Raw genomic sequence first — 25665 nt, forward strand, 5'->3', positions numbered from 1 at the left:
AATCTTTAGGCTAGCATTTTGGACAACCCCTTCCCTTTGGAAGGGGTTTTACTTTGTCCCCTGCAACATTGCTTTGCCCCTCCGGCTGATAAGGCTAATATTCTAATATAACTAATATTTTTCCCGACCATGATCGTCTTCCAACGAGGAGTGCAACTTTGAATTGGCAGAATCTAATGCCCGCCTTACTTCTTTCAATTTTGTTAACACCCGGCACCCTGTTCGCTCAAGACGAGGCCAATTCAGAAAATGCAACTGCCGAAACCAAGACGACAAAAAAGGCAGCAAAACCTTCGGTCTCCAAAAGCCACGGCTTGAGAATTCTCTACGCTTCCTCTCCCTGGAACTTGGACAGCACCCAGGCTGATTCTGCCTTTCTGTTCTTTCGCGACAAGAACACAGGTAAAGTGGCCAAGATCCTGCTTGAAGAAACTGAGCCCGACTCCAGCACCTTTCAAGGTGACTTTTCCATCGGCTGGGCGGATATCGAAAACATTGAGCCCGAAGTTTATATTCCACCTCAGAGCATGAGATCTGATTCCAAAGATGCCCTCGCTAAGTTCTACCGTATGCTGAAAGAGGACAAAGTCACCCGCAAACCGGTGGTGTTCCGCAAATCGCCCGAGGGCCAGCAGATGCTGGACGTCTACGATACCCCAGAACAGGCACAGCGAGCCCATGAAGCCTTTAAGAAGGAACTGGAATTAGCCCGTCAGGCCGAGGAAGCCAAGAAAGTACTGGCCAAAAAGATTCCCGACGAGGCCGCCATGGCAGCGGCAAAGATGGCTGAGCGTAAAGCACAGATGGATGCGCTGGCCCAAGAGGCTGCCAAGCGAGAGGCTGACCGTGTTCGTCTAGAGCAAATTGAGAGACAGAGAGCTGAAGAGAGAAAACGCCAGCAGGCGGAACTGGCCGCCAAAGAAAGGCAAAAACGCCTCGAGCAGGCGAAGGCCTTTGCCGAAGCGGGATTGGATCACTACCGCCTAGGCCAGTTTAAGGAAGCCGAAGAGAACTTCCGCCAATCTGTGGAATTGGATCCCAATAATACCAGCTACTACTACAAGTACGGCATTACCCTCTATCGCAATGAAAAATTTAACGAAGCCCTAGTCACCTTGAAAATCTCTGAAACGACGGAAGACATTCGCCTGGAGAAAGAGTACTACATGGGACTGATTCATTTTCGCCTCAATGAATTGGACCCGGCGGTGGAAAAGTTCACCATGGTTCATCAGGCCAATGCCCCCGTGCTTTCCCCAAGTGCTGCCTTTTACAAGGGAATGATTCTTTACAACCAAGAGAAATTTGAAGAGGCAAAAAAGCCTTTCGAATGGGTCATCGACAATTCGAAGGACCCCAAGCTGGATCAACGGGCTGAGGAATACCTGGAGAAAATCGCCCGCATGATCACTTACAATAAAAACAAGGCCAAGAAGTTCCTTCTCAATATGACCGTGGGAGCCATGTATGACTCCAACGTTCTATTGGCTCCAGACAATGTTGAGTCCCAGGGTTCGGCTACCGATGAAGGCGATGTGCGAGGCCTAGTGAGCGCTACTGCTGAATACCGCTTTCACTATGAGAAGGTTCACGAAGTCAGCGCCAAACTCAATTCGACTTACATCCACTCCTCAAACGCAGACCTATCCGCAGCTGACCCCTTTCTCAATACTTTGAGTGTTCCCTACATTTACAAGGGCACGGTTGGTGACAAAGGCTATCGCCTGACGGTCGAGCCCGGCTACGAAATGCTCATCATGGAGGCAGATACGGCCGGCAAAAAGGAAAACATCCTCAACTCCATTATCCTGAATGTCGACAACACCTTCGTCATGAACGAAAAGTGGTATGCCTCTTACATCTTGGATGTCCGTCAGGATGATTCGCTTTTGGCGGATTCCATTGGCGACGCCGATGCAGATGCTCTCAAATACACCCTGTCAACCAGTCATACCTTTTTTCGTGACAAAACTATGCGTCGTGCGGTGCTGGCCAACTTCGGACTTGTCCTCAACAGCGCGAAGGGCGACGACAAGAAGTACCACCGTATCGAAGGGGGCGTAACCTACATGGCTCCAGCCAAAAAAGACGATAATTGGTCGGCTGGACTTGCGGTCTATCAGCTCAACTACCCGGATTCTTCTGATAGTCGCAAAGACACTAATGTGACCTTGACTGGAACTTATACTCATCCCTTTAAGGATTGGATTCTCGGCGGATTAACGGCCAGCTATACGAATAACACCTCAAATGTGGCTACCAACCAGTACAGCAAGTACTCCCTAATGGCGACAGCCACCTTTGATTGGGGCTGGTAAGACCTGAATTCGGCTCAGGTATGTAGAATTTTCCTGCGTTATTCCGCGAGCGTAGCTCCAAGCCACAGCCCTGCCCGGCATGGGCCCTGCACAGGGTTCGGGCACAATGATAATCAGATATTTGCTGCCTTCATTCTTATTATATGGGCTGTTCTTTGCTCTGTTTCCACCAATGGGAATCAGCAAGGAAAAGGAACGCTGCCAGAAGTCCCCTGAGGCCTTCGTAAGCCAGGGACTCAGTCCGGACAATCTGTCCGTCTGTTGGAAAAACCAAACGCAACTTCTCTTTTGTGATGGAGAGCCTGTGCAGAAGGGCTTTGTTTGCAGCCGCCCAAGTCTTCCCGGTCAGCTGAGATCCATGACTACCCAGGAAAAGATCTGGCCCAAGAAAGACCGTGACCTATTGGCCGCCTATTCCGCCATTTTACCCACTGATCGGCTTAAGGTTGGACACGAGTTTTCGATTCAAACAGGACAATATGGACACTTGAGTTTTGATCCCGGAAAACAATCTCCCTGCTGGAAGACCATTTTACGGTCGGCCCTGAGCCTTCATCAAAACTTCCCAGAAATCACCTTCGTGATTTCTGATCGAATAAAAAACTGCAAAGCCCTAAAAGACGGAACGGCACTGCTGGTTAAACGAAAAGACAAGGTGAGGAAGAATCTCAGTGGCATCACGACACCTTTACATTCAGTGTTTCTGACTGACACCTCAAAATTCAATCATTATGTCATGGGCCAGATGGGCCTCTATGTAAATGTCAATCGCCGTGGTGAGATTGCCAAGCGACTGATTGATTTCCGCATTGGCCGTGATCAAATCCCCCATGAAACCAGTTCCGGGCGAGTTGGCGGCCTCAGACACTAGGCCTTTAAGCGTGAAGGTAGGATTCTAACAGCTGATTCACTTCTCTTCTAATGATAAGTAGATCTCCCTCGTCGATGTTAATTTCCGCATGACTCTTCAAGGGATATTTGAGGAGATGATAGCCTTCCACTTCGGACGACAGAACTCCCTGCTGAAACAACAGCTTGAGCTCAAAAAGAGTTCGTAACAAACCAAGATGAGAAGTGCTCTGCAACGATTTGAGTGCATTGCCCAGTAGATCAAAAACCTCGTTATTGTCAGGAGTCCCTTCTAGACTAATTTTACTCACCACTTGGAGAAAATAGAAGCCCAACTCCAATCGATCATAATCGCTTCGCAAAGACGCAAAGTCCTCTAGGATCTGCGCCTCCTCCAACCAATGGAGCAAATCCTGATCATCGTTCTTCTTGTTGGATTCCTTGTAGGCCAACTGAATATAGTTAAGAGGTTCTAAGACCCCTCCTCCAAAGCGGCGGCGGCTTTTGAGGGCACCCTTTGCCATCAAACTCAAGCGGGAGCCATTGCGGGAGAGACATTGAACAATGAGGTTGGATTCCCCATGTTTAACAGTCTTGAGAATAATGGCCCTGTCTTTAATCATGAACCAGCCCTATCCAAATCCATGGAGGAGGCCAAACAATACCGCCACTGCACTTAAGTCAGCAATAGCTGTAAACAGCGGAACACTTCCAACCGTAGGATCCATTCCTGATCTGTGCATGGCGATCGGAAGAAAGCTCCCCACCGCCATGGCGACGAATATCTGAATAAACACTGCACCGGCCATAATCTTGCTTAAGCCATAGCTGCTAAAAATCAGTTCGCCAAACATCAACACCAAAAGACCAAAGGCCAAACCAAAAATGAGGCTTAACTGCAGTTCCGTGCGAATATGAAGGCCGGTTTTCCCTAAATCAAAGCGACCAGCCCTGATGGCTCCCACCGCAACCGTGGCAGCCTGACTTCCCGTCGTTGCACCAAGGGAAAGGATCAAAGGCAAAAAGGCCGCCACCAGCCAAAGCCGATCGACTCTTAGTGACCCATCCTCGCCGAGAAAACCAAAAAAGAAAACAATTGAGAAACAAAGGCTCCCGCCCAGAAAAGCCAGTAGCAACCAGGGACTGCGGGCCTTCATTTGGTCGAAAAGACTGCCATCAACGCCATAGCCCGCCTGGCCCATAGCCAATAGGTCTTCCGCGGCTTCCTCACGAATGACGTCAATCACGTCATCTACAGTAATGACCCCCTCAAGTTGATTGTTGGGACCAACAACAGGAACCGACAAAAAATCGTAGCGTTCAACTGTCTTGGCCACCTCCTCCTGATCCGTGTCGAGGGGAACGCTAATCACATCGGGACGCATGATATGCTGCAATTGAGTGGATTTCTTAGACAGCAGAAGTTGCTTTAGACTGACCACTCCGACCAAGTGATCATTATCATTGACCACGTAAACATAAAAAACTCCCCCCAGACTCTCTTCATCCTCCTGAATAGCCTGAACCGCATCTCCCACTGTCTGTTCTTTGTTCAAGGCCAAATAATCGGAGCTCATCAGTCCACCGGCCGTGTCTTCCGGGTAGCCCATGAGATCAGCCACATCCTGTGAGTCTTCCTTAACCATGGAACCCAAGATCTGCCTGGACTCCTCTTCAGGAAGTTTTCCCAGCAGGTCCGCTGCATCATCGGACTCCATCAAAGCCACCAATTTGATAACTTCGTCCTTCTCCAGTCGACCAATGATGTTTTGCTGAACTTCCTGATCCAGATAACTAAAGACCTCAGCCCGCTTTTCCGAGGAGGGCTCCATCATGAAAATATCAAACCTCTCCTCGGGACTCAGTCCATGAAGAATGGCGGCCACATCCGCCTGATGGGTCTTTGCCAGAATCCTTTGAATGTTGTGACGCGCGCCCCGAGACCTGAGCTTTTGGATGGTGGCGATCAGCATCTTTGTGTGGTCTTCGATCATGTCGAGACCTCGGTGACTACAGGCTTCTTTCTTTGTGCGTAGAATATCGCCCCAACAATTCCCCAGGCGAGCAATCCAATTTGGAACGCCGTAATCACAGTTTGACCCAAGGTGGTCTCTGTGCCGGTAAACATTTTAAACAAGACCAAAAAAGCTATCTGACCCACACCAATTCCCGCCGGAGCAATGGGGATGGCCATAATGATAAATCCCAAGGGAACCGCAAAAAAGTAGGTTGATAGAGAGATATGTTCTCCCAATGCCCAACCCACATAGGCCATGTTAAATACAGCCATCGCCTGGGCCAACAGGCTGGCGACAAGACCCTTCATAAGTGCAGATTTACAGTCGCCATAGGAGTGAATCGCATCATAGAGCTTTACAAAAAGGCCACCACCAGGAAACTTTGGAGCCCATTTGAGAAGAGGGTTTTTAGCTTTCACCCGCGAGGAAAACATAAAGGCTGCCACGATTGTCATCACCACCAGCCCCGCAAATGACATGATGGCTACCTGCAATAGAGACGGACGAGTGAGAACAAAGCTGATGCTAAGCAAGATAGTGACGACAGCCATCAACACCATCGCATAGAGGCCAAGCAAGCGGTCCATCAGCACCGTGGTGGCCGCTGCCATACGTTTCCCCGGGTGGTTCTGGGTCACGTAAAAACCCTTCACCAAATCACCACCCACAGCACCAGGGATGGCAAAGTTAAAAAACATCCCGATCAAAGTTAAAGGAAATGTAATGCGAAACTGACTTGGCAATCCCTGAGAACCGAGAAGAAGAGACCAACGATAGTTATTCAGAGCAATATTGCCAAAGATCAATCCAATGCAAACGGTCATATGAACAGGAGTGAGTAGCTGCCCCAAAAGGGAAAAGTCCAGCAGACCCTTTTGCACCATCCAATAGATCAAGCCACCGGCAATTCCAAATTTGAGTAATTTGGCGGAAATACCCTTAACTGACGCCGCCATACGACCTCTTTCTGACTGGTTGACATGCCTTAGCAAGTGATTCATTACTACTTTGATTTCAATCCCTTGCCAAGGAGAGATCAATGGATATTGCCATGGTCGGAACGGGTTATGTGGGGCTTGTCGCCGGTGTTTGCTTCGCCGATGCAGGACATCGCGTTATTTGTGTGGACTCTAACAAAGACAAAGTTAGCCAACTTCTCGATGGAAAACTCCCCTTTTATGAACCGGGCCTGAGCGATCTCTTTCTTCGCAATTACAAGCGCATGAAATTTGTCTATTCGGTGGCCGAAGCGACAGAGAAAGCGGATACCATTTTTATCGCCGTTGGCACTCCGGAACTCCCGGATGGCAGTGCTGATATGAGCTTTACCTTTAATGTCCTGAAGGAAATTTGCGAATCATCCATTACACCCAAGACAGTCATCCTCAAATCAACTGTCCCCATCGGTACCGCCAAAAAAGCCCAGGCTTTTTGTGCCGAACGCGCTAAGGTCGACATTGAGATCGTCAACAATCCGGAGTTTCTAAAGCAAGGGGCTGCTGTGAATGACTTCCTTCGCCCGGATCGGGTGGTGATTGGCTGTCGCACGGAGAAAGCCAAGCAACTGATGACGAAGCTCTATGAGCCTTTCGTCAAAAATGGCCATCCCATCTTGTTTATGGACAATGCCTCGGCAGAAACCACAAAGTACGCGGCAAATTCATTTCTTGCTCTCAAGATTAGCTTCATTAATGAGCTATCTTTGCTGGCTGACAAGGTTGGTGCCGACATTAACGAAGTCCGACGCGGATTTACTTCTGACTCGCGGATCAATCCTGCCTTCTTTTACCCAGGCATTGGTTACGGCGGCAGCTGCTTCCCTAAGGATGTTCGCGCTTTAGTTCACACCGGCGAAGAGCATGATGTGGACATGAAACTGCTCAAAGCAGCCGATGAGGTTAATGAAAGACAAAAGACGATCCTCGCGCAACGGGTGAAAGGGCGCTTTGGTGACCTTAAGGGGAAGACGATTGCTCTTTGGGGACTGAGCTTTAAGCCCCATACCGATGATGTTCGTCGTGCTCCCAGTTTGAAGCTCATTGAGGACCTGGTCAGTCAGGGGGCGATGGTGAAGGCCTATGACCCGGTTGCGCTCAAAAATGCCCAATCTTCCTGTCAGGCGACATTTGAGGCTTCTGAAAGTGCCACTGAAGCGGCAAAAGGTGCCGATGCCCTGGTTTTGGTCACGGAATGGAATGAGTTTAAGAGTGCCGATCTTCAAGAGCTCAAATCCTTGATGAACACACCCATCGTGTTTGACGGTCGCAATATTTATGATCCTGGTAAGATGAAGTCCCTTGGCTTTGAGTACTATGGAATTGGCCGTCAGGCTCTGGCAGAAAACGAAAGATAAGCTTTTTTTGCACTAAAAGCCCTGAAGCTCTCGAACTCTCTTAAGACTGCCGTCGAGAGCTTTGATCAATTGATCTGAAATGACCGAAGCATGGATGACAATGGTCCCGCGAATCTGCTCAGCCGTCATCCCCTGGTGCTTAAGCCAATCCATGGTGCGCAACCCTCCCCAGCGACTCAGACTGGTGGTCTCTAATCGACATTCGTAACCAGGCTCTTGTAGAATCCAACCCATCGCGAAGGCTAAAGAATCAATTATCGCATGTCCGTCCATGTCTTCCCAGAATAACACCGCTCGATCAAAAAGACGCGGGACGCCCTTCTTCCACAGAGGTTGACCACCTCCCGGTACGGCGGCCTCAAGACCTTGAACCTTCTTGTTGAATCCATCGAAGTCAGTTTGGACATCATCAATAACTGGGGTGACATCCACAGCCTCCCACTCCAAAAAGGGCGCAATAGCACTACCAATTTTTGCTTTGCTTCCTAGGTGAGCCACTGCAAGATCTGACCGAAACGACTTGATGTCTACCGCAAAGGGAGACTCGGCGTTCAGCCATTCATCCTGTAGATGGCAATGGTGACTCACCTTCACAGCAAAGGCCTTATTTTTATCACAGATTTCAGGCACACCCTCAAAATTAAATCGGCGACCGAGAATGGGATCGTCTTCAGAGTAAAGAAACATGAGGGTGTCTTTACCGATCTGATCTTGCCAACTCTTGGGATCGTCAATTTGATCTATAGGAAGACTGATTACCTCAAAGCCATCCCTCAAAAGGGTAAATATCGCATGGTCATGAAAAGGATCTTGATACTGAAAATAAAGCACCTTACGGCGATGCGGAAACAGCCTGGAAAGACCTTGGGTGACTTCCCAGATCGCGTGCTCCGCTCCCTGATAAAGCCTGATTTCCTGTTTGCTCTCCTCCCCCAGCAGCTTTTCTGTCAGCTCGCGGTTGAGGATGTTCCATTTTTCAATTGGTCGCCAGTCTGTTAACACCGCAATCCCCCACTGAATATTCTAGTTAAGCGGCCTTTTTCTGCCTACAAGACCTCTACGGTAACGCGACCAAAGGCCAAGAGCAGGGCGCCCTCTTGAGGCCCTGAGGCCTAGGCATTATCCTATGAGCTGAACTTTACGAGGAGTGCTCTATGCAAAAGGGACGTTTACTTCAATCCTTGATCCTTATGATGGGATTTGCCCTCATCACTCTGGCCGCTCAACCTGCCCATGCCTTGATTCAGCTGAGAGCCAGCTACGGACTGAACACCGTTAAACCCGATCAAATTGGCTCATACCCGACTCTATCAAAATTGACGGGTTTTAGTGCTGATCTGATAGTATCACCTCCTCTCTTCCCTTTTGCATTTGGTGTTCGCCATGAAATATTGGGAGCCGAAGAGTCAAATAGCTACGGAAAGCTATCCGTGGACATGACTCGAACATCGGCTCTGGTCTCCTTTCGCCTCATCGACACCCTCATTTTCGTAGGCGCCATTGGCTCATATGGCTTATCTCACGGTGGGGATCAAACATTGGAGATCAGTGGTGGCGGCAAAACAACGGCCGACATTGATACCAGCGGCTCCTACTCAATTGGAGTCGAAGCTGGCATGAAGTTAGTTGGGTTTCTCGTAGGTGCCGAAGTTGGCTATCTGGGACTTGAGATCGGAGAAGGGGCCAACAAACAAAAACTTGATGGCGCCTACACCAAAGTTCACGTCGGCCTGGATTTTTAAAATCTCCAGGACCTCTATGGCACTAAATTCCGAATTTGTGCCTTTCCTCATCATCCACACGACTAAGAATGCCGCCCTTGAGCTGAGGGCGGTAAGCCAGCTGCTGGATATCATAGGTGAAGCTGGAACCATTTAAGCCTGCCGTCTGCCATTCTGGACCCATGCGAATCGCATCCACCGGGCAAGCCTCTTCGCAAAATCCACAGTAGACACAACGAAGAACATCGATCTCGTAACTCTTGGGATACTTTTCGACGGAGGGGTCCTCACATTCAGCAGCAACGATGGAAATACATTGAGCCGGGCAGTTGGTCGCACAAAGCATACAGGCCGTACAGCGAATGGAACCGTCTTTTTTAACGGTCAAAACATGGTTACCCTTAAAGCGTGGGCTATATTGGTAGATTTCCTCTGGGTAATTCAAGGTCGGCATCTTGTTGCGATTAAACAAGTTGCGCAACATATACTTCAGAGTCAGCCACAGGCCCTCTAAAATACCGGGTAGATACCAGGAAGAAACCGCACCAGGCTTATGCACAATACTCATAATGGTCCTCGTTGCTGCACAAAGAAGTTAGTCTTCTTCCAATCCAAGTCCGACTTATCACCCTGAGAGGCGCCTTCACCCCGTCCACTCAACACCTTGGTGACATCTGTCAAGCCCATTGCCTTAGGGACAATGGTGGCTATCCGCTTAAATTCCTGCTTTTTACCTTGAAAGTTAACAAAGGTTCCGTCCTTCTCAAAAAAAGTCTTCAACGGAATTTGCCATGTGGGTGTTGTCACCTGATCAACGATCTCAGACTTAGTTGATGACAGCCACAGAAGCTTTTTTGCCTTACCGAATAAATGGAGCTTCTCCATTAAATCCGGAAATACAGAAGGATCTTCAGGTCCGGCGACCACGAGGACATCAACAGAGTCTTGATTAAGGCGATCTTCCAACTGTTTCCAAGGAGCATTAACTTTCTCTTTGGCCAAGATACCTAGAAGTCCCTTGGTATTAGGATTGCGGTCTCCACGATAGAGAATTCCATCGAACTCTTCCATTTGTTCTGGGTTATTGATCCAGTGGTAAATTTCCCGACAAGCCAGATCGCCCAAGTAGAAGTTGACCAACTCTTGGTACTCCTCCTGGCTGTGCTGACCGGTAAGAACCATTGCTACACGAGTCGGGCCAACGTCCTTCACCGCTTGGCGGATAGCATCGCCGGCTTCTTTTAGACATTCAGCCGACTCTCTGACCTGCCAGTTTCCGGCCTGACCCGAGCGAGCCTCGGTCAAACGGGCATCAAGGTTGATGTGTTTGTAGATCTCGCGACCCTTGTCGCACATCCAGTAGACGTTCACATCGGGGTTGGGCTCCGGCTTAATGCGAAACAGGCCTTCCTCATTGTAATAGGCTTTAATGTTGCATCCAGTAGAACAGCCCGTACAGATGCTTGTGCCATTCTTCAAATACCAGACCCTCTGACGGAATCGGAAGTCCTTGGAGGTCAGTGCACCCACCGGACAAATATCTACTGTATTCATAGAATAGTTGTTGTCCAAGGGTTTGCCGTCAAAAGTACCGATCTCAGCACGATCACCACGATTAAAGATGCCCAGCTCATTGGTCTTGCTGACTTCAGAAGTGAAGCGCACACAGCGGGAGCAAAGAATACACCGTTCAGAGTCCAGCACCACGCGCTCACCAAGGCTAACCACCTTGTGCTTCTTGACTTTGTGCTCAGACATTTCAGGCGTGTACTTGCCAAACTTCATGTACTGATCCTGAAGACCACACTCACCGGCCTGATCACAGATCGGGCAGTCCAATGGGTGATTGATCAAATGGAAGTCCAACCCCCACTTGACGGTCTCTTTGATTTTGTCCGAGTTGTTACAAGCGGACATCCCTTCGGTCACCACCGTGTTACAAGCGATCTGCAAGCGTGGGTTGCCTTCGATCTCGACCATGCACAATCGACACACACCAGCCGTTGAAAGGCCGGGGTGCCAGCAATAGTGAGCGATGTCCTCTTTGGCCTGTTTAAAAGCCTCAATCAGCAGAGTGCCCTCTTTGACTTCGATTTCTTTACCGTTAACTTTAACCTTAGGCATGGAGGCTACCTTTCACTTTTGATCGCCCCTCGCGCACGTAAAACTCAAATTCGTCGCGAAATTTTTCAACAAAACTGATGGCCGGCATGGCGGCCGCATCACTGAGTGCACAAATGGTCTTCCCCATCATTTGCCTGGACACTCTCAGCATCAGATCGATGTCCTGGAGGCGTCCTTCTCCAGTGACAATGCTATTGACGATTTTATGCAACCACCCTGTGCCCTCACGGCAGGGAGTACACTGTCCGCAGGACTCATGATGGTAAAAGTGCATAATCACTTTCAGCATATCCACCATGCAGTTGGTGTCGTCTATGACAATAACGGCTCCTGAACCCAACATGGAACCCATGCCCTGAAGACATTCATAATCCATGGTGGCCTTCATGGCCTCTTCCGCGGTCAAAACCGGAGCTGAAGACCCACCAGGAATCACGGCCTTCAGTTTGCGACCAGGCTCCAGGCCACCACATTCCACATTGATAAGATCAATCAAAGGATATCCCAGCGGAACTTCATAAACGCCCGGCTTTTTCACATTGCCACTCACCGAGAACAACTTGGTTCCCGCTGACTTTTCGGTGCCATGCTTTCGATAGGCCGCAGCCCCATCACGAATAATCGGACCGACGGCAGCCAGTGTTTCGACATTGTTCACAATTGTGGGCTTTGCCAGATAGCCCTGTACCGCAGGGAAGGGGGGCTTTAACTTGGGCTGCCCCTTCTTGCCTTCAAGTGAGGAAATCATGCCGGTTTCTTCGCCACAAATGTAGGCTCCAGCGCCAGAATACACATCCATGTCGTGGTCAAATCCAGAGCCAAGGATATTCTTTCCAAGGAAACCGCCATCATAGGCTTCACGAATGGCCTTCTCCAGCTTGCGAATACACATTTGGTATTCGCCCCGCACGTAAATATAGGACTTATTGGATTTGACGGCAAAAGCCGAGATAATCATCCCCTCAATGAGTTGATGAGGAGCTCTTTCCATCATCGCCCGGTCCTTGAATGTCCCAGGCTCACCTTCGTCCGCATTACAAAGCAAATAGCGAGGCTCGCCGTTATCCGGTAAAAACCCCCACTTTACACCAGTCGGAAATCCCGCGCCGCCCCGGCCTCGCAAGCCAGAGGCTTTAACCTCTTCGATAATGGCCTTGGGGTCCATCTTGAGGGCCTTCTTCAGGACCTCATAGCCGCCGTGCTTTTTGTAGCCGTCCAGGCCGATGTACTCGTCTTTGTCATAATGTTCTGTCAGCAGTTTCGTTTCCATAATTCTCAATCCAATTCGCGAAGGATTTTGACAGCCTTATCCACGGTCAGGTTTTCATAGTAGTCATCATTCACCTGCATCATGGGCGCCGTTCCGCAGGACCCGAGACATTCCACCCGCGAAATAGTGTAGCGCCCATCGGAGGAGACGGCACCTTCTTCAACTCCCAAGGATTTACTGAGGTTTGCCGCCAATTCACGACCCCCCCCCATAGAGCAGGAGATGTTACAGCAAACCTGAACGTGATACTTCCCCACCGGCTTTTGGTTGAACATGGTGTAGAAGGTGGATACCTCTTGAACCCACTTCTCTGGCACGTCCATCAATTCCGCCAAATAGGCCACACTCTCAGAACTCACCCACCCGCCGTTTTCCTTTTGCACACGGAACAGACAAGGAATGATGGCCGAACGCTTGGTTTCGTACCTGGTCATTTCTTTTTTAACAAACTCGACACCATCTGGTGATAATTCAAACATGGCCAGCTCCTTATCTATCTAGCTCGCCGGCAATAACGTTTTGACTTCCCAGGATCGAAATCACGTCAGCCACCTGGCCGCCGGTGATTTGCTCTGCGAAGGATTGATAAATGGCAAAACAAGGTGGACGGACTTTGAGACGATAGGGATTGGCAGAGCCATCGCTAATCAGCCAAAAACCCAACTCCCCGTTTGCTCCCTCAGTTGCATCGTAGATTTCCCCAACGGGCGGACGAAGACCCTTGATGACCAGCATGAAGTGATTCATTAGGCCTTCGATGTTGCCGTAAACGTCCTTCTTCTCAGGGAGTACGATGCCTCGATCTCGAATGGTAAAGTCACCGCCGGGGACATTCTTGGCCACTTGCTCAATAATCCTCAGGGATTCACGCATTTCAGCCACGCGCACCAGATAGCGATCAAAGACATCGCCATTCGTGCCAATGGGTACCTGAAAGTCCAGAGTCTCATACCCATAATAGGGGTCTGCTTTGCGCAAATCCAAACTGACGCCAGCAGCGCGAAGGAGTGGTCCGGTGTAGCCCCACTGGATGGCATTCTCTGCGGAAATGGCACCCACATCGCGAGTTCGCTGAATCCAAATCTTATTGCCTGTGAGAAGGACATCAAGGTCGTCCACTCCCCGGCGCATTTCTTTGCAGAACTCAAGAACGTCGTCGAACCAACCCTCGGGGGCGTCCTGAGCCATTCCCCCGATACGAGTGAGAGCCACGGTCAAACGTGCTCCGCAGAGTTTTTCGAATAAGGTGTAGACCTTTTCCCGGTAGGTAAAGAGATGGAAAAAGCCTGTCAGAGCCCCCAGGTCCACAGCGTTGGCGCCAATACAAACCAGGTGGTCGATAACTCTCGACAACTCAGATAGGATCACCCGCATGGCCTGTGCCCGTGGAGGGATCTCCACACCCAAGAGTTTTTCAACCGCTTTGCAGTAGCCAACGTTGTTGATCGGTGCCGAACAGTAGTTCAGTCGATCGGTATAAGGAATAACCTGGTTATAGGCATGAGTTTCAGCCATCTTCTCAAAACAGCGGTGCAGGTAACCAATCTCCACACTGGCCCGGTGAACCATTTCGCCGTCGAGATGAGCCATCACTCGCAGTGTACCGTGTGTGGCAGGATGAGAGGGGCCTAGGTTAAGAGGCACCACCTCTCTGCCGTCGTCGACAAAGTTGGGGTCATAATCAAAATGAATCGGCAAAGCCTGGGTGCAGTGTTGTTGGTGGTCGGCATCGTAGTCCTTGCGTAAAGGATGACCGACAAACTGATGGTGAGTCAGCAATCGACGGAGATTAGGGTGGCCTTCAAACTGAATCCCATACATATCCCAACACTCGCGCTCGAACCAGTCAGCCCCTTTCCACAATGGTAGAGCTGTAGGGATGGATTCCCCTTCACCCACCTGGGCCTTAATCCTCACCCGGTTGGCATTTTTTGAGGAAAACAGCTCGTAAGCCACTTCAAAGCGCTTTTCCCGATCAGGAAAATCAGCGGCAGCCACCTGCATTAGAAAATCAAAGCGACCGGTGTTTTTAAAGTGTTCAAGGATGCCGAATACACTGCCCTTGTCGGCTTCAATCACGTTGTTACCAACAGCGTGAGAGAAGGCAAAACTATTGCCTGGGAACTTTCTATTCAAATCTTCGCGGAGACTTTCGATGATATTCATAATTTACCTGTACTCCCCGGGCTTCCAGTTGTCGCGCCAGGGGCGAGGATGTTGATCAGTGATCATCTTCTGCACGACCATAACGCCATCCAAAACCGCCTCAGGGGTGGGAGGACATCCAGGAACGTAAACATCGACGGGGATCACTTTGTCCACCCCTTGCAGAACATGATAGGCGCGGTAAAAACCGCCAGACGACGCACAGGCGCCCATGGCAATCACATACTTGGGCTCCAGCATCTGCTCATACACGCGGGTAATAATGGGTGCCATCTTTTCAGTTATTGTCCCTGCGACCAACAGCAGGTCTGCCTGGCGCGGAGAAAAACGCACCACTTCAGCGCCAAAGCGGGCCAGGTCATAACGAGGACCCATGACCGACATCATTTCAATCCCGCAACAGGCCGTACCGTAGGGCATAGGCCACAAGGAGTTGCGTCGACCCCAGGCAATGATTTTGTCCAGTTGGGTGGTGAAGGCAAAGGAGCGCGTGGATTCGACTAAATCCCTGTCCATTTGTCGAGTGGCAGTCATCGCCTGAGACATAGCTGTACTTCTCCCATCTACCGAGATTCGCTTTTTCCGAATGATATAGTTGTCAGGGATGTTTGATTTCTCTCCCCGACACGAGCCAAATTGCCAATCTCACTTGGTTTTCAAGCTATTAACATCCTTAATATAAACTGTCACGATCAATAGACTGGAGACGGCTCTCGAAATCCACTCGCGATGGACGTCGGAAGTCCCATATTGCGCATCGCACAAGGTCTCCTGCCAACGATTGGGTTCGACCCTCTTCCCCATCAGGTTGCGCCGGGCTCCGAAAGGGCTAGTTTTGGGTATGACAGGTGGTTTCAATTTGAAACTGGGCCAAGGTTATAAATAGAATTTTCCCTACTATGCGGACCATCGCCTAGTTGTTCTCTGACCAAAGCTCTCAAAGGGACTGGGGGCGGATCAGAGTGGACACAGACCAACCTATGGAGGGGGTAATATGAAAGCCATTCTTCTTTTCACTATAATGTGGGGCTTCTCGGCTTGGGCTTCACAACCAGCGGGTGACTATTTGATACAAGTCACACCGGAACTCAAGTCAGCACCACTACAGCTCTTCAGTGCCGTACCTGGAGGCACAAAGATGGAAGACCTTGGAGTCGGCAATTGGCTCCGCATTCAGGTTCCAGCAAGCGAGATGAAGACCTTTAGTGTTCTGAATCTGCGCAACAACCCACAAATTTTGCATATTCAACCCAACTACAAAATCAGTCTGATGAACGATTACAAGGTTCATGACCCTCTTCTTCGCCGCCAACTCGCCCGACAGGTGAAAAAGGTTTTTGGCGATGACTTTCCATTTCCATTTCCAGGAGGCGATGGTGACGGTGGAGGATTTCCATGGCCTGGCGACCCCGGTGACGGTGGTGGCGACGGTGGTGGAGGATTCCCATGGCCTGGCGACCCCGGTGACGGCGGCGGCGGCGGTGGTGGATTCCCATGGCCTGGCGACCCCGGTGACGGTGGTGGCGACGGTGGCGGTGGATTCCCATGGCCTGGCGACCCCGGTGACGGCGGCGGCGACGGTGGCGGTGGATTCCCATGGCCTGGCAACCCCGGTGACGGTGGTGGCGGCGGCGGTGGTGGAGGCGGCTCCGGCGTGCGCACCGACAACCCTGCCATTCCGACCAGCGGTAGCGGCGGAAGTGGGGCCGACAACCTTTATGATCGCCAGTGGGGAATGAAAGACATCGGAGTTAAAGATGGCTGGAAAGCTCGCACGGCAGCTAAAGACGTCGTTGTGGCCGTGATCGACACCGGTGTGGACTACACTCATGAGGATTTGGTCGACAACCTTTGGCGCAATGCTGGAGAGATGGGCCAAGATTCTCAGGGCCGGGACAAGGCTACCAATGGTGTTGATGATGACGGCAATGGATATGTGGACGACGTGATTGGGTGGGACTTTGCCCGCAATGACAATAAACCCTTCGATCTCTCTGTTCCCCCAACCGATCTGCTCTTTGGAGGCGGAAACCCTGGCCACGGAACTCACGTTGCCGGCTGTGTGGCGGCTCGTAGCGACAACGGCAAGGGAGTTATTGGCGTGGCCGATAACCACATTAAGATTATGGCTCTCCGCTTCCTGACTGAAAAAGGTGAGGGAACGACGGCTGATGCTATTAAGGCGATTCGCTATGCGGTCGATAACGGAGCCCAGGTAACTAACAACTCCTGGGGCTCTGAAGGTGAAGACTCGAACGATGCGGCAGGGAACAAGGCACTTCGCGATGCTGTTGCCTATGCTGAATCCAAGGGAAGCATCTTTGTCGCTGCTGCTGGTAACGGACATCAAGGTCGGGGTTATAACAACGACACTGATTCTCGTCCGGGATATCCTGCGAGCTATCCCCATGACATCATTATCAGTGTTGCGGCTATCGATAAGAGTGACAACCTGGGGTCCTTCTCCAACTGGGGACCCAAGGGAGTCGACGTCGCGGCTCCCGGTGTGGCAGTGTTCTCCACCATGGTGGGTAATCAGTATAATGATCTGGTGATCGATATGCTGGGCATGAAAGTGACCTGGGACGGGACTTCCATGGCCAGCCCCCACGTTGCTGGGGCCGTAGCTCTCTACTGGTCACGCAACCCGGGTAAGACTTGGCAGGAGGTCAAAGAGGCTGTAATGACGACTGCTCGTCGCACCAATAGCCTGAGCAACAAAGTGCTCTCTGGCGGTAAGCTGGATGTTCGTAATCTGATGATGAACTAAGACGAGAAGAATGGATCTTTAGTTCCCAACCCCCTCCGCAAGGAGGGGGTTTTTTTATTTGAAACTGACCTCCTAGATTGTTGATCAGCAATCTGGAGGTCCAGTTTGTTCTTTATTCCCATTTAGTCTAGGTGTGTTTTCTTTACCTTTTTTGCCAATGACGAAGACTAAAATAATTATCCTATTGACGAAAAACGCCCAACAATTTACCAATGAGAACTCAGTCGTTGATGGGGTCTCACATTCCTAATACATAGATACAGTTCAAAATCAGGCTTACCAACCTTCCAACCGCTTTGGGAGATCGCGTGAATCGATCGTCACAGGATGACGTCTGCCGTTCGCAAATTTCAACGGGAGAAGGGATGCTCTTGCGCAATCCTTTCGGCTTCTATTTTCGTAAGGACTGGAAGCTCTTCGCAATGGGCCTGATTGCCCTGCTTCTCACCAACTCTTTCGACGCCATTCCGCCCTACCTGATCGGGATGGCCATCGACCAGATCTCCAACCAAACGGGTTGGAAAAGTCTTGGCCAAACAGTGGGTTTGCTGCTGGCTGCCTCGGCCTGTCTGGCGGTTTGCCGGTACTGGTGGCGGATTTTTTGGGGTCGCTTTCATCATGGTGTGGCTGAAGATCTGCGCAATCGCATCTTTGACAAGTTTTTGGATCTAGGCCCCAGCTTTTACCAGAAACGTCCGGTGGGGGAACTCATGAGTCTCATCACCAACGATGTAAACTCCTTTCGCATGGCCATCGGTCCGGGGATGCTGATTTTGGCCGATGCCTTATTTATTCTATTTATTGTTCCTCCGTTGATGATGAGTCTTTCCCTGTCCTGGACATGGAAAACCCTGATCTTGATGCCCATTATTCCTCCCCTGATTGCGCGAATTCTGAAGCTCATCCATGAGAATTATCGCACCCAGCAAAATAAATTTGGCGAAATGTCGGGCTCGGCCCAGGAAATTGTCTCTGGTATTCGCGTGATCAAAAGCTATGCTCAGGAACTGAATCAAACGAGATTGTTCAACGTCTTCAGCCGCAACTTTGAACTGGCCTGTAACGACGTGGCTCGGGTAGATGCCTTCTTCACACCTGTGATGGAATTTGGCGTGGCCATTGGATCCGTAATTCTTCTCCTCATCGGCGCTCCAGAGGTGATGAGTGGGGCGGTGACGGTTGGCGCCTTTTTTACCTTTTATCAGTACATTCAACGGATGATCTGGCCAATGACAGCCATTGGAATCGGTTTTACCTTTGTTCAGCAGGGGCGGGCTTCGTTTAGCCGCATTCTCGATCTTTTGAAGACCGAAAATGATGTCCCCGATGTGGGTGAACGGGAAGTCGCGAGCTTTGAAGAACTCAAGGTCGATCGTCTTACCTTCTCCTATCCAGGAAATGACCGCCCCGTCCTAAAGGGAGTGTCCTTTGATCTCAAGGCCGGAGAGACCTTGGGGGTTGTGGGCTCCATTGGTTCCGGCAAGTCAACTTTGGTTGACCTCCTCTGCCGCTTGTACCCTGTTCCAGAGGAATCCATTCGCTACAATGGAGTTCCGGTAGAACAACTGCAAAAGAAAAGTCTGCGTCGATTGGTGAGCCTAGTGCCACAGGACGCCTTTTTGTTTTCCAAAAAGATCCAAGAGAATATTGCCCTCGGCCGAAATGAATGGACGATGGATGAAATCCGCTCCATGAGTGAGCTTGTCAATATCGCAGGAGAGGTCGATGAAATCCCCGAAGCCTACGACGCCTATTTAGGTGAGCGAGGGGTGAACCTTTCCGGTGGTCAGAAGCAGCGGTTGACCATCGCCCGGGCGCTAATGGCCAATACTCCTATTGTCATCTTTGATGACTCTTTGAGTGCCGTGGACGCCAAAACTGAAAGAAACATCCTACAAAGTCTTCGGGGTCGATACCTGGCTGGCAAAGATCGAGTCACGGTGATTTTGGTATCCCATCGTATTGCCAGTCTTAAGTGGGCGGATCGCATTCTTGTCCTCAATGAAGGTCAGGTGGAAGCATTCGGATCTCACGATGCCTTGATGGAATCGAGCTCAACTTATCGCCATTTGGTTGAACTGCAGAGCGAAGGGAGGAGTCTGGCATGAGTAAAAAGGTAGACAAGACCCGCCACTCTTACTTTCAAGAGGATCAGGTTCAAAGCGAAATGGGTTTCACCGCCTTTATTCGCAAGATATTTCCCTACATGTGGGCACATAAGCCAGGACTCTTGAGTCTCATTGCTGTGGTGATCCTCTATGCGGTAGCCGGACGGATGCTGCCCATCTTCTTTGGTTACGCCATTGACGAGGGCATCAAAAAGAGCGACATGCGGGTGGTCCTGTGGATTGCCGTTGCCTATTTGGTTTTGGAAGTCGTCCGCTCAACCCTGTACTTTGCCCAAAGCTACGGAATTCAGAGGCTCGGCAATCGAATTCTTTTTGAATTGCGCGAAAAACTCATCGGCCATGTTCAATCCTTACCTCTGGTCTACTTCGACAAAAATCCAGTTGGCCGCACAGTGACTCGGGTGACCAATGATATTGCTGCCCTTGGCGAAATGTTCAGCATGGGCTTTACCGCCATTTTTGTTAATGGTGTGGAGATGATCGCCATCCTGATCGCCATGTCTTTGATTTCTGTGAAGTTGACTGTGGTGACCATCGCGATCGCACCTGTTTTGACCGTGGTTTCTCTTCATTTGAGCCGGAAAATACGCGCAGTTTTCAAAGAAGCAAAACAGAAACTGGCCACCATCAATGCCTTTACTGCCGAAAGCCTCAACGGCATGAAGGTCCTTCAGCTCTTTGACAAGACCGCCGATCGCCAGCGGGAGTTTAATCGCCACTCTGAGTCCTACAAGGTCCTTAGCCTTAAAACGGTCAAACTGTTTGCAACCCTGTGGCCCATCCTAGAATTTTTCAATGCTGCCACCATTACCACGGCTCTTTTTGTGGGCGGCCTTTACTACAAGGAGTTTGGTCTTTCCATCGGTGCACTGTCGGCCTTTTTACTTCTGGTACAGAGCTTTTTCCATCCCCTGCGAGTCATTCTTGAACGCTACACCCAGTTTCAAAATAGTCTGGCCAGTGCCGATCGTATTTTCTCTTTAATGGAGGAAAAAACCGAGGTTCTGGGGGGCACCCCCCTACCCTTCACAAGATTGAGTGGCCAGCTGACTCTGGAAAACCTTTCTCATCGCTATGGAAAGGAAAATCCCTGGGCCCTCAAAGATATCAATTTGGAAATTCGTGCAGGTGAGTCTCTCGCCCTGGTGGGACGGACCGGAAGTGGCAAAACCACCTTGATATCTCTTCTGCAACGACTTTACAGCCAAACCGAAGGGTGTGTCATTGTCGATGGTCAACCCTTGAAGAATATTGCACCCAGAGATTGGCGGCGCCGTGTGGGTGTTGTTCTTCAGGATAATTTTATATTCCGTGGAACCATTGCCAGTAATATCAGCCTGGAAAATCCAGATATCTCGAAAGAGAGAATTGAATGGGCCGCCAGAGAGGCTGGTTGTGATCGATTGCTTGCGACACACGAAGGTGGCTTGGATGCGAAGGTTGAAGAGCGTGGCAACAACTTAAGCGTCGGAGAGCGCCAGCTGATTGCCTTTGCCCGCGTGCTGGCTTTTGATCCGGATATTCTGATCCTCGATGAGGCCACGGCCAACATTGACTCTCTCAGTGAGCTTCTCATCCAACAAGCAACGGAACGGGTGACAAAGGGGCGAACAAGTTTGATTATTGCCCATAGACTGTCGACGATTTTGAATTGTGACCGTATCGCCGTACTAGATAAGGCCAGGCTCATTGAAGTGGGCTCTCACCGTGAGCTCCTCGACCGGAAGGGCAAGTACTTCGAGCTCTATCACTCCCAATTCAAGGAGGATGATAGCGGGCAAGTGGTGTTCGAGGACCAACACACGCCCCTGCCTGATGACCCAATCCTGAGCACTTAGCTGTCGTTAGATTTTGCAGCTGTTTGCTCTCTGTACAAGAGTTGCTGACACCCATTTTTCACTTCTGTCTCAAACTGAGAAAGTTGACCAAAAACTGATCTTAGTTCTTCAATTTCCCGCTCTTTTCACCGATTTAGGGTATTATTAACCTAGTACGTTCCGTGACTATTTTTCTTGCACATTTTGACTCGGGGGATATCTATGAAGCGCGAAGTAAACTTCACGGAACCAGGCTGGTTTTGTCGAAGCACCACCTTTTCCTTATTTGTACTCTTTCTTTCATTTGGATTTGCATTGCAGGTGCAGGCTGATTGCCTAAATGAAGACGGTATCTGTTATGACTCAGGCTCATGGAAGCCACCTGTCGCCCCTTCAGCGACCGTGACCACTCCTCCTGCCTCAGGGCAAACCGTGGCTGGTAACTCATACGCCGGTGAATTTGATGGTGTTGATATCCAAGGTCCGCCAGAAACGATCCAGCACACTCCGGAGATGGACTTTGGTGCGACAAATGTCGACAATAGTGACTTTGCTGGGGTTGGGCCCGATGGCGGAGCGGCGACAACCTCCAAGTGCAATAGCGCCTACATTCAGGCTTCCAACTCTTGTGTTAACGCTGCAAAGACGGCTGATACGGTTGGGGGCGCAGCGATCGCCGGTGAGAGTAGTAAGGCTCACAATGGTAGCATCCAGGGTGGTGCTCAAGGATTGAAAAACTCGAGCGAGATCGCCGCAGGCGGAAACCAAGCTGTTGCGGCCACCTGCGAACAAGCTCGTCAGTATTGTAGTAGCATGTGTAGTGCCGCCATCACCACTCACAACAATCGCTCACAGATGGCGGCCCAGGCTGGACGAGTTGAGACTGCCACACGAGAGACCGACTTGGCAAAGGCTGCCAAAGAAACCCAGGCTAAATGTAATGTCAACTTAGGAACAATGTCAGGAATCTCAACCACCCAGGCCGTCGCTCTTGGTGGTGCCGCTCTGTTAGCCGGCGGAGTGCTACTGGCGACAAAGTCTGGTGGAAAAAAGGGTGACTCAGCCGCTCCTGGAGGACCTGGTGGCCCTGGTGGTGGTGGCGGAGGCGGTGGAAGTGGCCCTGGAAGTGGTATTGATGCAGAGAAATTCTGGGCTGACAACCAATGTGACAAAGTCATCAAGGGGGAAATCGAAGCCTCGGATGATATTAAAGACACCTGTCGCACCATTGCCGGACAACTGGGCTATGGCAACCTGGTCCTTGGTAGCTGTGCCGATGAGGGACAACATTCCACCCCTGCTTGCTTTGACCCACTCAATGACTATTGCATGACCATCGACGCATCGACACGTCTTGAGGACAGTTATTGTGCGAGCTTTTGTGGAAAGGTCGACCACGCGGACTCCTGTCAACAGGCGGTCGCTCCCGGGGGAGGAACTCCAACTCCTTTTTCTAGCCCAAGCGGTTCGACAACATCTTCGAGCACGGCAACTCCTTTTAGCTCGGGCGGATCATCGGGCGGCAGCACAACCAGCGCCTCGACTGGTACGACAACTTCGTTTGCATCCACAGGAACCGCCTCAAATCAGGCCATGGATTGCTCCCACCCACAGATGGTGGGTCAACAGCAGTGTTATCAGCCTATGCGGCAGTATTGCTCTCAATACGGCACCCGAGGAAAGGGTTGCGCCGGCTTTTGCCAGATTTATAAGAATATCTGTCCGAACTAACATTGAATTTTGGAGAATTTAGATCTCACAGGCCGGCTTCAACGAAGTCGGCCTTTTACTTTCCATCGGTTGGCAGGACAGCATCACTCCATTGGGGGTCATAGTAGTGGAAGGTGTCGTAGGTCAAGCGGCGCACATTGCGACCGGTGGAATCGATGATGTAAAGCTGGTTATATCCTGTTCGGTCGCTAGTAAAGATGATCTGCTTGCCGTCGGGAGAAAAATCGGGGGATTCATTGTTCGCCCAGATTCCCGAGGGGCTCTTGGCGCGAGTGATTTTCCGCAGGTTTTTTCCGGTAGAATGGACAATAAAAAGATCAAAATGGCCTTTTAAATACCCCTGAAACACTAATTGCTCTCCGTTGGGAGACCATCTTGGATGAGTATTGTATTTACCTGCAAAAAGGATTCGCGTGTCTTCCTTCGACTTTAAATCCCTAATGTAAAGTGTTGGTCGTCCATCTCGGTCAGACACAAACGCCATCCTTGTGCCATCGGGGGATATGGCTGGCTCGGAGGAATGAACCCTGCCCTTTAGAGTCTTCCCCTTTTTTGTCAAGGTTCTCATCCGTTTTCCATGGGTCACTCGAGAAAAATCCTTTCCGTCTAAGCCGATCCTGAATATATCTAACACCTTCCCTTGCTTAATCGTGAAATAGACGTTTCTGCCTTTAACATCAAAACTCCCAGCAAGATTCAGTCCCCTTTTGTAAGACAATAATTTTCGCTCACGAGTCATAAGATTATAGAGAAATAAATCTGCATTGCGGATCTTCTCCTTCTTGTGAAACACGTAGGACGTGTAGACAATCCAAGGCCCAATATTTGAAAAAACCGGTCGGACAGAGGCCGATCGATGATCGGTGACCTGTCTTTGCCGACCAGATTTTAAATCCATAATGAATACTTCTTTAACTTCTTGTTTGGGCAATACTTCGATTGGCTGCTTCATGGATCGGGAGTAAAGTATCTGCCCGTCAAAATCACCGATTCCCGATTTTGATATTTGTAAGATGGGAATGCCGACAAAGTGCAAAGCCAAGGCCGTTATACCCACAAGCATTAACAGGCCGACTATCAGCCGAGGCCCATAATCCTTTAACCAACTACCCATGAGCTAATACCTCTCAATACCTACGCCGATCAGATCTTCTCCCGCTACCCACGCGAAGACGGGGAAAGTGCCAGGCCATTAGTAAAACGCCACCAAGCCAAAAGGGCATGAACTCAGAAAACCGTCCGGAGACCATCGACCAAACCAAACCAAAAATAATGACCGATTCCGCCAGAGCCAAGGCTACGATGTGTGCCACTAGCCACTGTGAATAAGCAAGAATAAAGGCCTTGGTCTGTGGGTCGGCTTCGGCAATAGCTCTTTGCTGATCATCACTCATTACCTTAACGTGATTGGGTTCCCCGCCCACAGGACGGCTAAGCATCCAGTTCTTGGCCAAGATACTACTGATTGCCATCCCCACCGACAGGAGGACTAAGATCTGAAAGAACACATCACCCGGACCTTGGTCTGCAGAGAGTTCTTTTTGTGCGCTCATGATGTAGGCCACATAGGCGTAGACGCCAGAGGCCAAAACCAGCGCCCCCCAAATGATTCGACCTATCATCAAGTATTGCCGTACCAGCTGCTGGGCAGTTTTCGGGGTATCCATTCTGATAATTTCAACACAGCCAGCAATTGGGGTCAGCAAAAAAGAAAAAGGCCATCCCTTGGGACGGCCTTGTGGCTTCCTCTGGAGCGGGCGCTCTCTTTATTCAGCCATCTTCTTGAATTCTGTATGGGACTTTTCAGCGATTTTTCTTTCTTTGTTCCAACGGCTGGTCTCTTTGGCATAGGACTTCCGTTTTTCTTGCCACTTTTCAAGGCTCGCCTTGGCTTTTACTTCCTTCTTGTCGATCTCAGCCAGTAGTTCGCCCATCATTTTCTTTTGATTATCCCAGTCAATTTTCTCCTGGTCGATCTCAATCATTTTAGAATCGTAAGCCTTGATATTTGCTTCGCGCTGAACTTTGTTTTTCTCCATCTTCGCCAACAGAGCCTTTACCTTTTCGATCTCCTTCAGATCTTCAGCAAGCTTCTTTTGTTCAGCCGTTTTAAGCTGACCCAACTGACCCTTCATTTTATCCAGAGCTAGTTTGTTTTTTTCAAAATCCTTGTCGTTCTTTTGCAGCTGCTTTTTCTTTTTGGCCAGCTCTTCAAGTGCCTTTTTGGCCTCACCCTCATTATTAGTAGAGATCTCCAAATTCTTTTGGTACTGCTCGTAGTTGGCCTGGCTATTTTCCTCATTGGCCTTCAATAATTCAAGGTTGGCCTCTACGTCCGTCCGTGCCTGAGCAACTCCCATCATTCCCATTAAGGCAAACAACACTGTTAAATGCTTCAT

General features: G+C 50.2%; 21 protein-coding genes. 8 read left to right on the top strand and 13 right to left on the bottom strand.

Annotated features, from left to right (window positions below; translation table 11 throughout):
- Positions 1 to 158 precede the first annotated feature (158 nt).
- A complete protein-coding gene (locus H6624_10200) occupies positions 159 to 2318 on the top strand; it encodes a tetratricopeptide repeat protein (protein ID MCB9084705.1) in 2160 nt (719 codons plus the stop codon).
- Positions 2319 to 2424: 106 nt separating this feature from the next.
- A complete protein-coding gene (locus H6624_10205) occupies positions 2425 to 3189 on the top strand; it encodes a hypothetical protein (GenBank protein ID MCB9084706.1) in 765 nt (254 codons plus the stop codon).
- Positions 3190 to 3193: 4 nt separating this feature from the next.
- On the opposite strand, the gene recO is transcribed toward H6624_10205, so the two are convergent.
- From recO to H6624_10220, 3 genes are read right to left on the bottom strand one after another with little or no spacing between them, the layout of a single operon-like run.
- A complete protein-coding gene (gene recO / locus H6624_10210; protein MCB9084707.1) occupies positions 3194 to 3790 on the bottom strand; it encodes a DNA repair protein RecO in 597 nt (198 codons plus the stop codon).
- Between the two features lie 9 nt (positions 3791 to 3799).
- Entirely contained in the window at positions 3800 to 5161 is a 1362-nt protein-coding gene (gene mgtE, locus H6624_10215; protein ID MCB9084708.1) for a magnesium transporter, read from the bottom strand.
- On the bottom strand, positions 5158 to 6141 hold the full coding sequence (locus H6624_10220) for a flippase-like domain-containing protein (GenBank protein MCB9084709.1): 984 nt from the start codon (positions 6139 to 6141) through the stop codon (positions 5158 to 5160). Before H6624_10220 ends, mgtE begins: the two co-directional genes overlap by 4 nt.
- Before the next feature lie 83 nt (positions 6142 to 6224).
- On the opposite strand from H6624_10220, the gene H6624_10225 reads away from it, so the two are divergent.
- Positions 6225 to 7538, top strand: a complete 1314-nt coding sequence (locus H6624_10225; GenBank protein ID MCB9084710.1) for a UDP-glucose/GDP-mannose dehydrogenase family protein — start codon at positions 6225 to 6227, stop codon at positions 7536 to 7538.
- A gap of 12 nt (positions 7539 to 7550) precedes the next feature.
- On the opposite strand, the gene H6624_10230 is transcribed toward H6624_10225, so the two are convergent.
- Positions 7551 to 8540, bottom strand: a complete 990-nt coding sequence (locus H6624_10230; GenBank protein MCB9084711.1) for a hypothetical protein — start codon at positions 8538 to 8540, stop codon at positions 7551 to 7553.
- A gap of 152 nt (positions 8541 to 8692) precedes the next feature.
- Here H6624_10230 and H6624_10235 point away from each other — a divergent pair, with 152 nt between their 5' ends.
- A complete protein-coding gene (locus H6624_10235; GenBank protein ID MCB9084712.1) occupies positions 8693 to 9280 on the top strand; it encodes a hypothetical protein in 588 nt (195 codons plus the stop codon).
- Positions 9281 to 9302: 22 nt separating this feature from the next.
- Here H6624_10235 and H6624_10240 read toward each other — a convergent pair whose 3' ends face one another.
- From H6624_10240 to H6624_10265, 6 genes are read right to left on the bottom strand one after another with little or no spacing between them, the layout of a single operon-like run.
- Positions 9303 to 9827 (bottom strand): NADH-quinone oxidoreductase subunit I, encoded by a 525-nt coding sequence (locus H6624_10240; GenBank protein ID MCB9084713.1) that lies wholly within the window; start codon positions 9825 to 9827, stop codon positions 9303 to 9305.
- Complete coding sequence (locus H6624_10245) at positions 9824 to 11383, bottom strand: (2Fe-2S)-binding protein (GenBank protein ID MCB9084714.1); 1560 nt, start codon at positions 11381 to 11383, stop codon at positions 9824 to 9826. Before H6624_10245 ends, H6624_10240 begins: the two co-directional genes overlap by 4 nt.
- Entirely contained in the window at positions 11376 to 12656 is a 1281-nt protein-coding gene (gene nuoF / locus H6624_10250) for an NADH-quinone oxidoreductase subunit NuoF (protein MCB9084715.1), read from the bottom strand. The genes H6624_10245 and nuoF overlap by 8 nt, the downstream gene beginning before the upstream one ends.
- 2 nt (positions 12657 to 12658) lie before the next feature.
- Positions 12659 to 13132, bottom strand: coding sequence for an NAD(P)H-dependent oxidoreductase subunit E (locus H6624_10255; GenBank protein MCB9084716.1), 474 nt, complete (start codon positions 13130 to 13132; stop codon positions 12659 to 12661).
- 10 nt (positions 13133 to 13142) lie between these two features.
- Positions 13143 to 14819 (bottom strand): NADH dehydrogenase (quinone) subunit D, encoded by a 1677-nt coding sequence (nuoD, locus tag H6624_10260; GenBank protein MCB9084717.1) that lies wholly within the window; start codon positions 14817 to 14819, stop codon positions 13143 to 13145.
- 3 nt (positions 14820 to 14822) lie between these two features.
- On the bottom strand, positions 14823 to 15335 hold the full coding sequence (locus H6624_10265; protein ID MCB9084718.1) for an NADH-quinone oxidoreductase subunit B: 513 nt from the start codon (positions 15333 to 15335) through the stop codon (positions 14823 to 14825).
- Between the two features lie 754 nt (positions 15336 to 16089).
- Between H6624_10265 and H6624_10270 the strand changes: the two genes are divergently transcribed.
- The 4 genes from H6624_10270 to H6624_10285 all read left to right on the top strand — a co-directional run bounded on the left by H6624_10270 (position 16090) and on the right by H6624_10285 (position 23266).
- Positions 16090 to 17589: a S8 family serine peptidase gene (locus tag H6624_10270; GenBank protein MCB9084719.1), complete on the top strand. Its 1500-nt coding sequence runs from the start codon at positions 16090 to 16092 to the stop codon at positions 17587 to 17589.
- Positions 17590 to 17897: 308 nt separating this feature from the next.
- Positions 17898 to 19697 carry an ABC transporter ATP-binding protein gene (locus H6624_10275; GenBank protein MCB9084720.1) on the top strand — a complete coding sequence of 600 codons (1800 nt, stop codon included), beginning with the start codon at positions 17898 to 17900 and terminating at the stop codon, positions 19695 to 19697.
- Positions 19694 to 21556: an ABC transporter ATP-binding protein gene (locus tag H6624_10280; protein MCB9084721.1), complete on the top strand. Its 1863-nt coding sequence runs from the start codon at positions 19694 to 19696 to the stop codon at positions 21554 to 21556. The genes H6624_10275 and H6624_10280 overlap by 4 nt, the downstream gene beginning before the upstream one ends.
- Before the next feature lie 201 nt (positions 21557 to 21757).
- Positions 21758 to 23266, top strand: a complete 1509-nt coding sequence (locus H6624_10285; GenBank protein MCB9084722.1) for a hypothetical protein — start codon at positions 21758 to 21760, stop codon at positions 23264 to 23266.
- Positions 23267 to 23321: 55 nt separating this feature from the next.
- On the opposite strand, the gene H6624_10290 is transcribed toward H6624_10285, so the two are convergent.
- The 3 genes from H6624_10290 to H6624_10300 all read right to left on the bottom strand — a co-directional run bounded on the left by H6624_10290 (position 23322) and on the right by H6624_10300 (position 25665).
- Positions 23322 to 24380: a PD40 domain-containing protein gene (locus H6624_10290; GenBank protein ID MCB9084723.1), complete on the bottom strand. Its 1059-nt coding sequence runs from the start codon at positions 24378 to 24380 to the stop codon at positions 23322 to 23324.
- Positions 24381 to 24393: 13 nt separating this feature from the next.
- Positions 24394 to 24933 (bottom strand): hypothetical protein, encoded by a 540-nt coding sequence (locus H6624_10295; protein MCB9084724.1) that lies wholly within the window; start codon positions 24931 to 24933, stop codon positions 24394 to 24396.
- Positions 24934 to 25032: 99 nt separating this feature from the next.
- The gene (locus H6624_10300; protein MCB9084725.1) at positions 25033 to 25665 is read right to left on the bottom strand and encodes a hypothetical protein; all 633 of its coding nucleotides are present in this window, start codon (positions 25663 to 25665) and stop codon (positions 25033 to 25035) included.

Source organism: Pseudobdellovibrionaceae bacterium (genome assembly GCA_020635075.1).
GTDB lineage: Bacteria > Bdellovibrionota > Bdellovibrionia > Bdellovibrionales > UBA1609 > JADZEO01.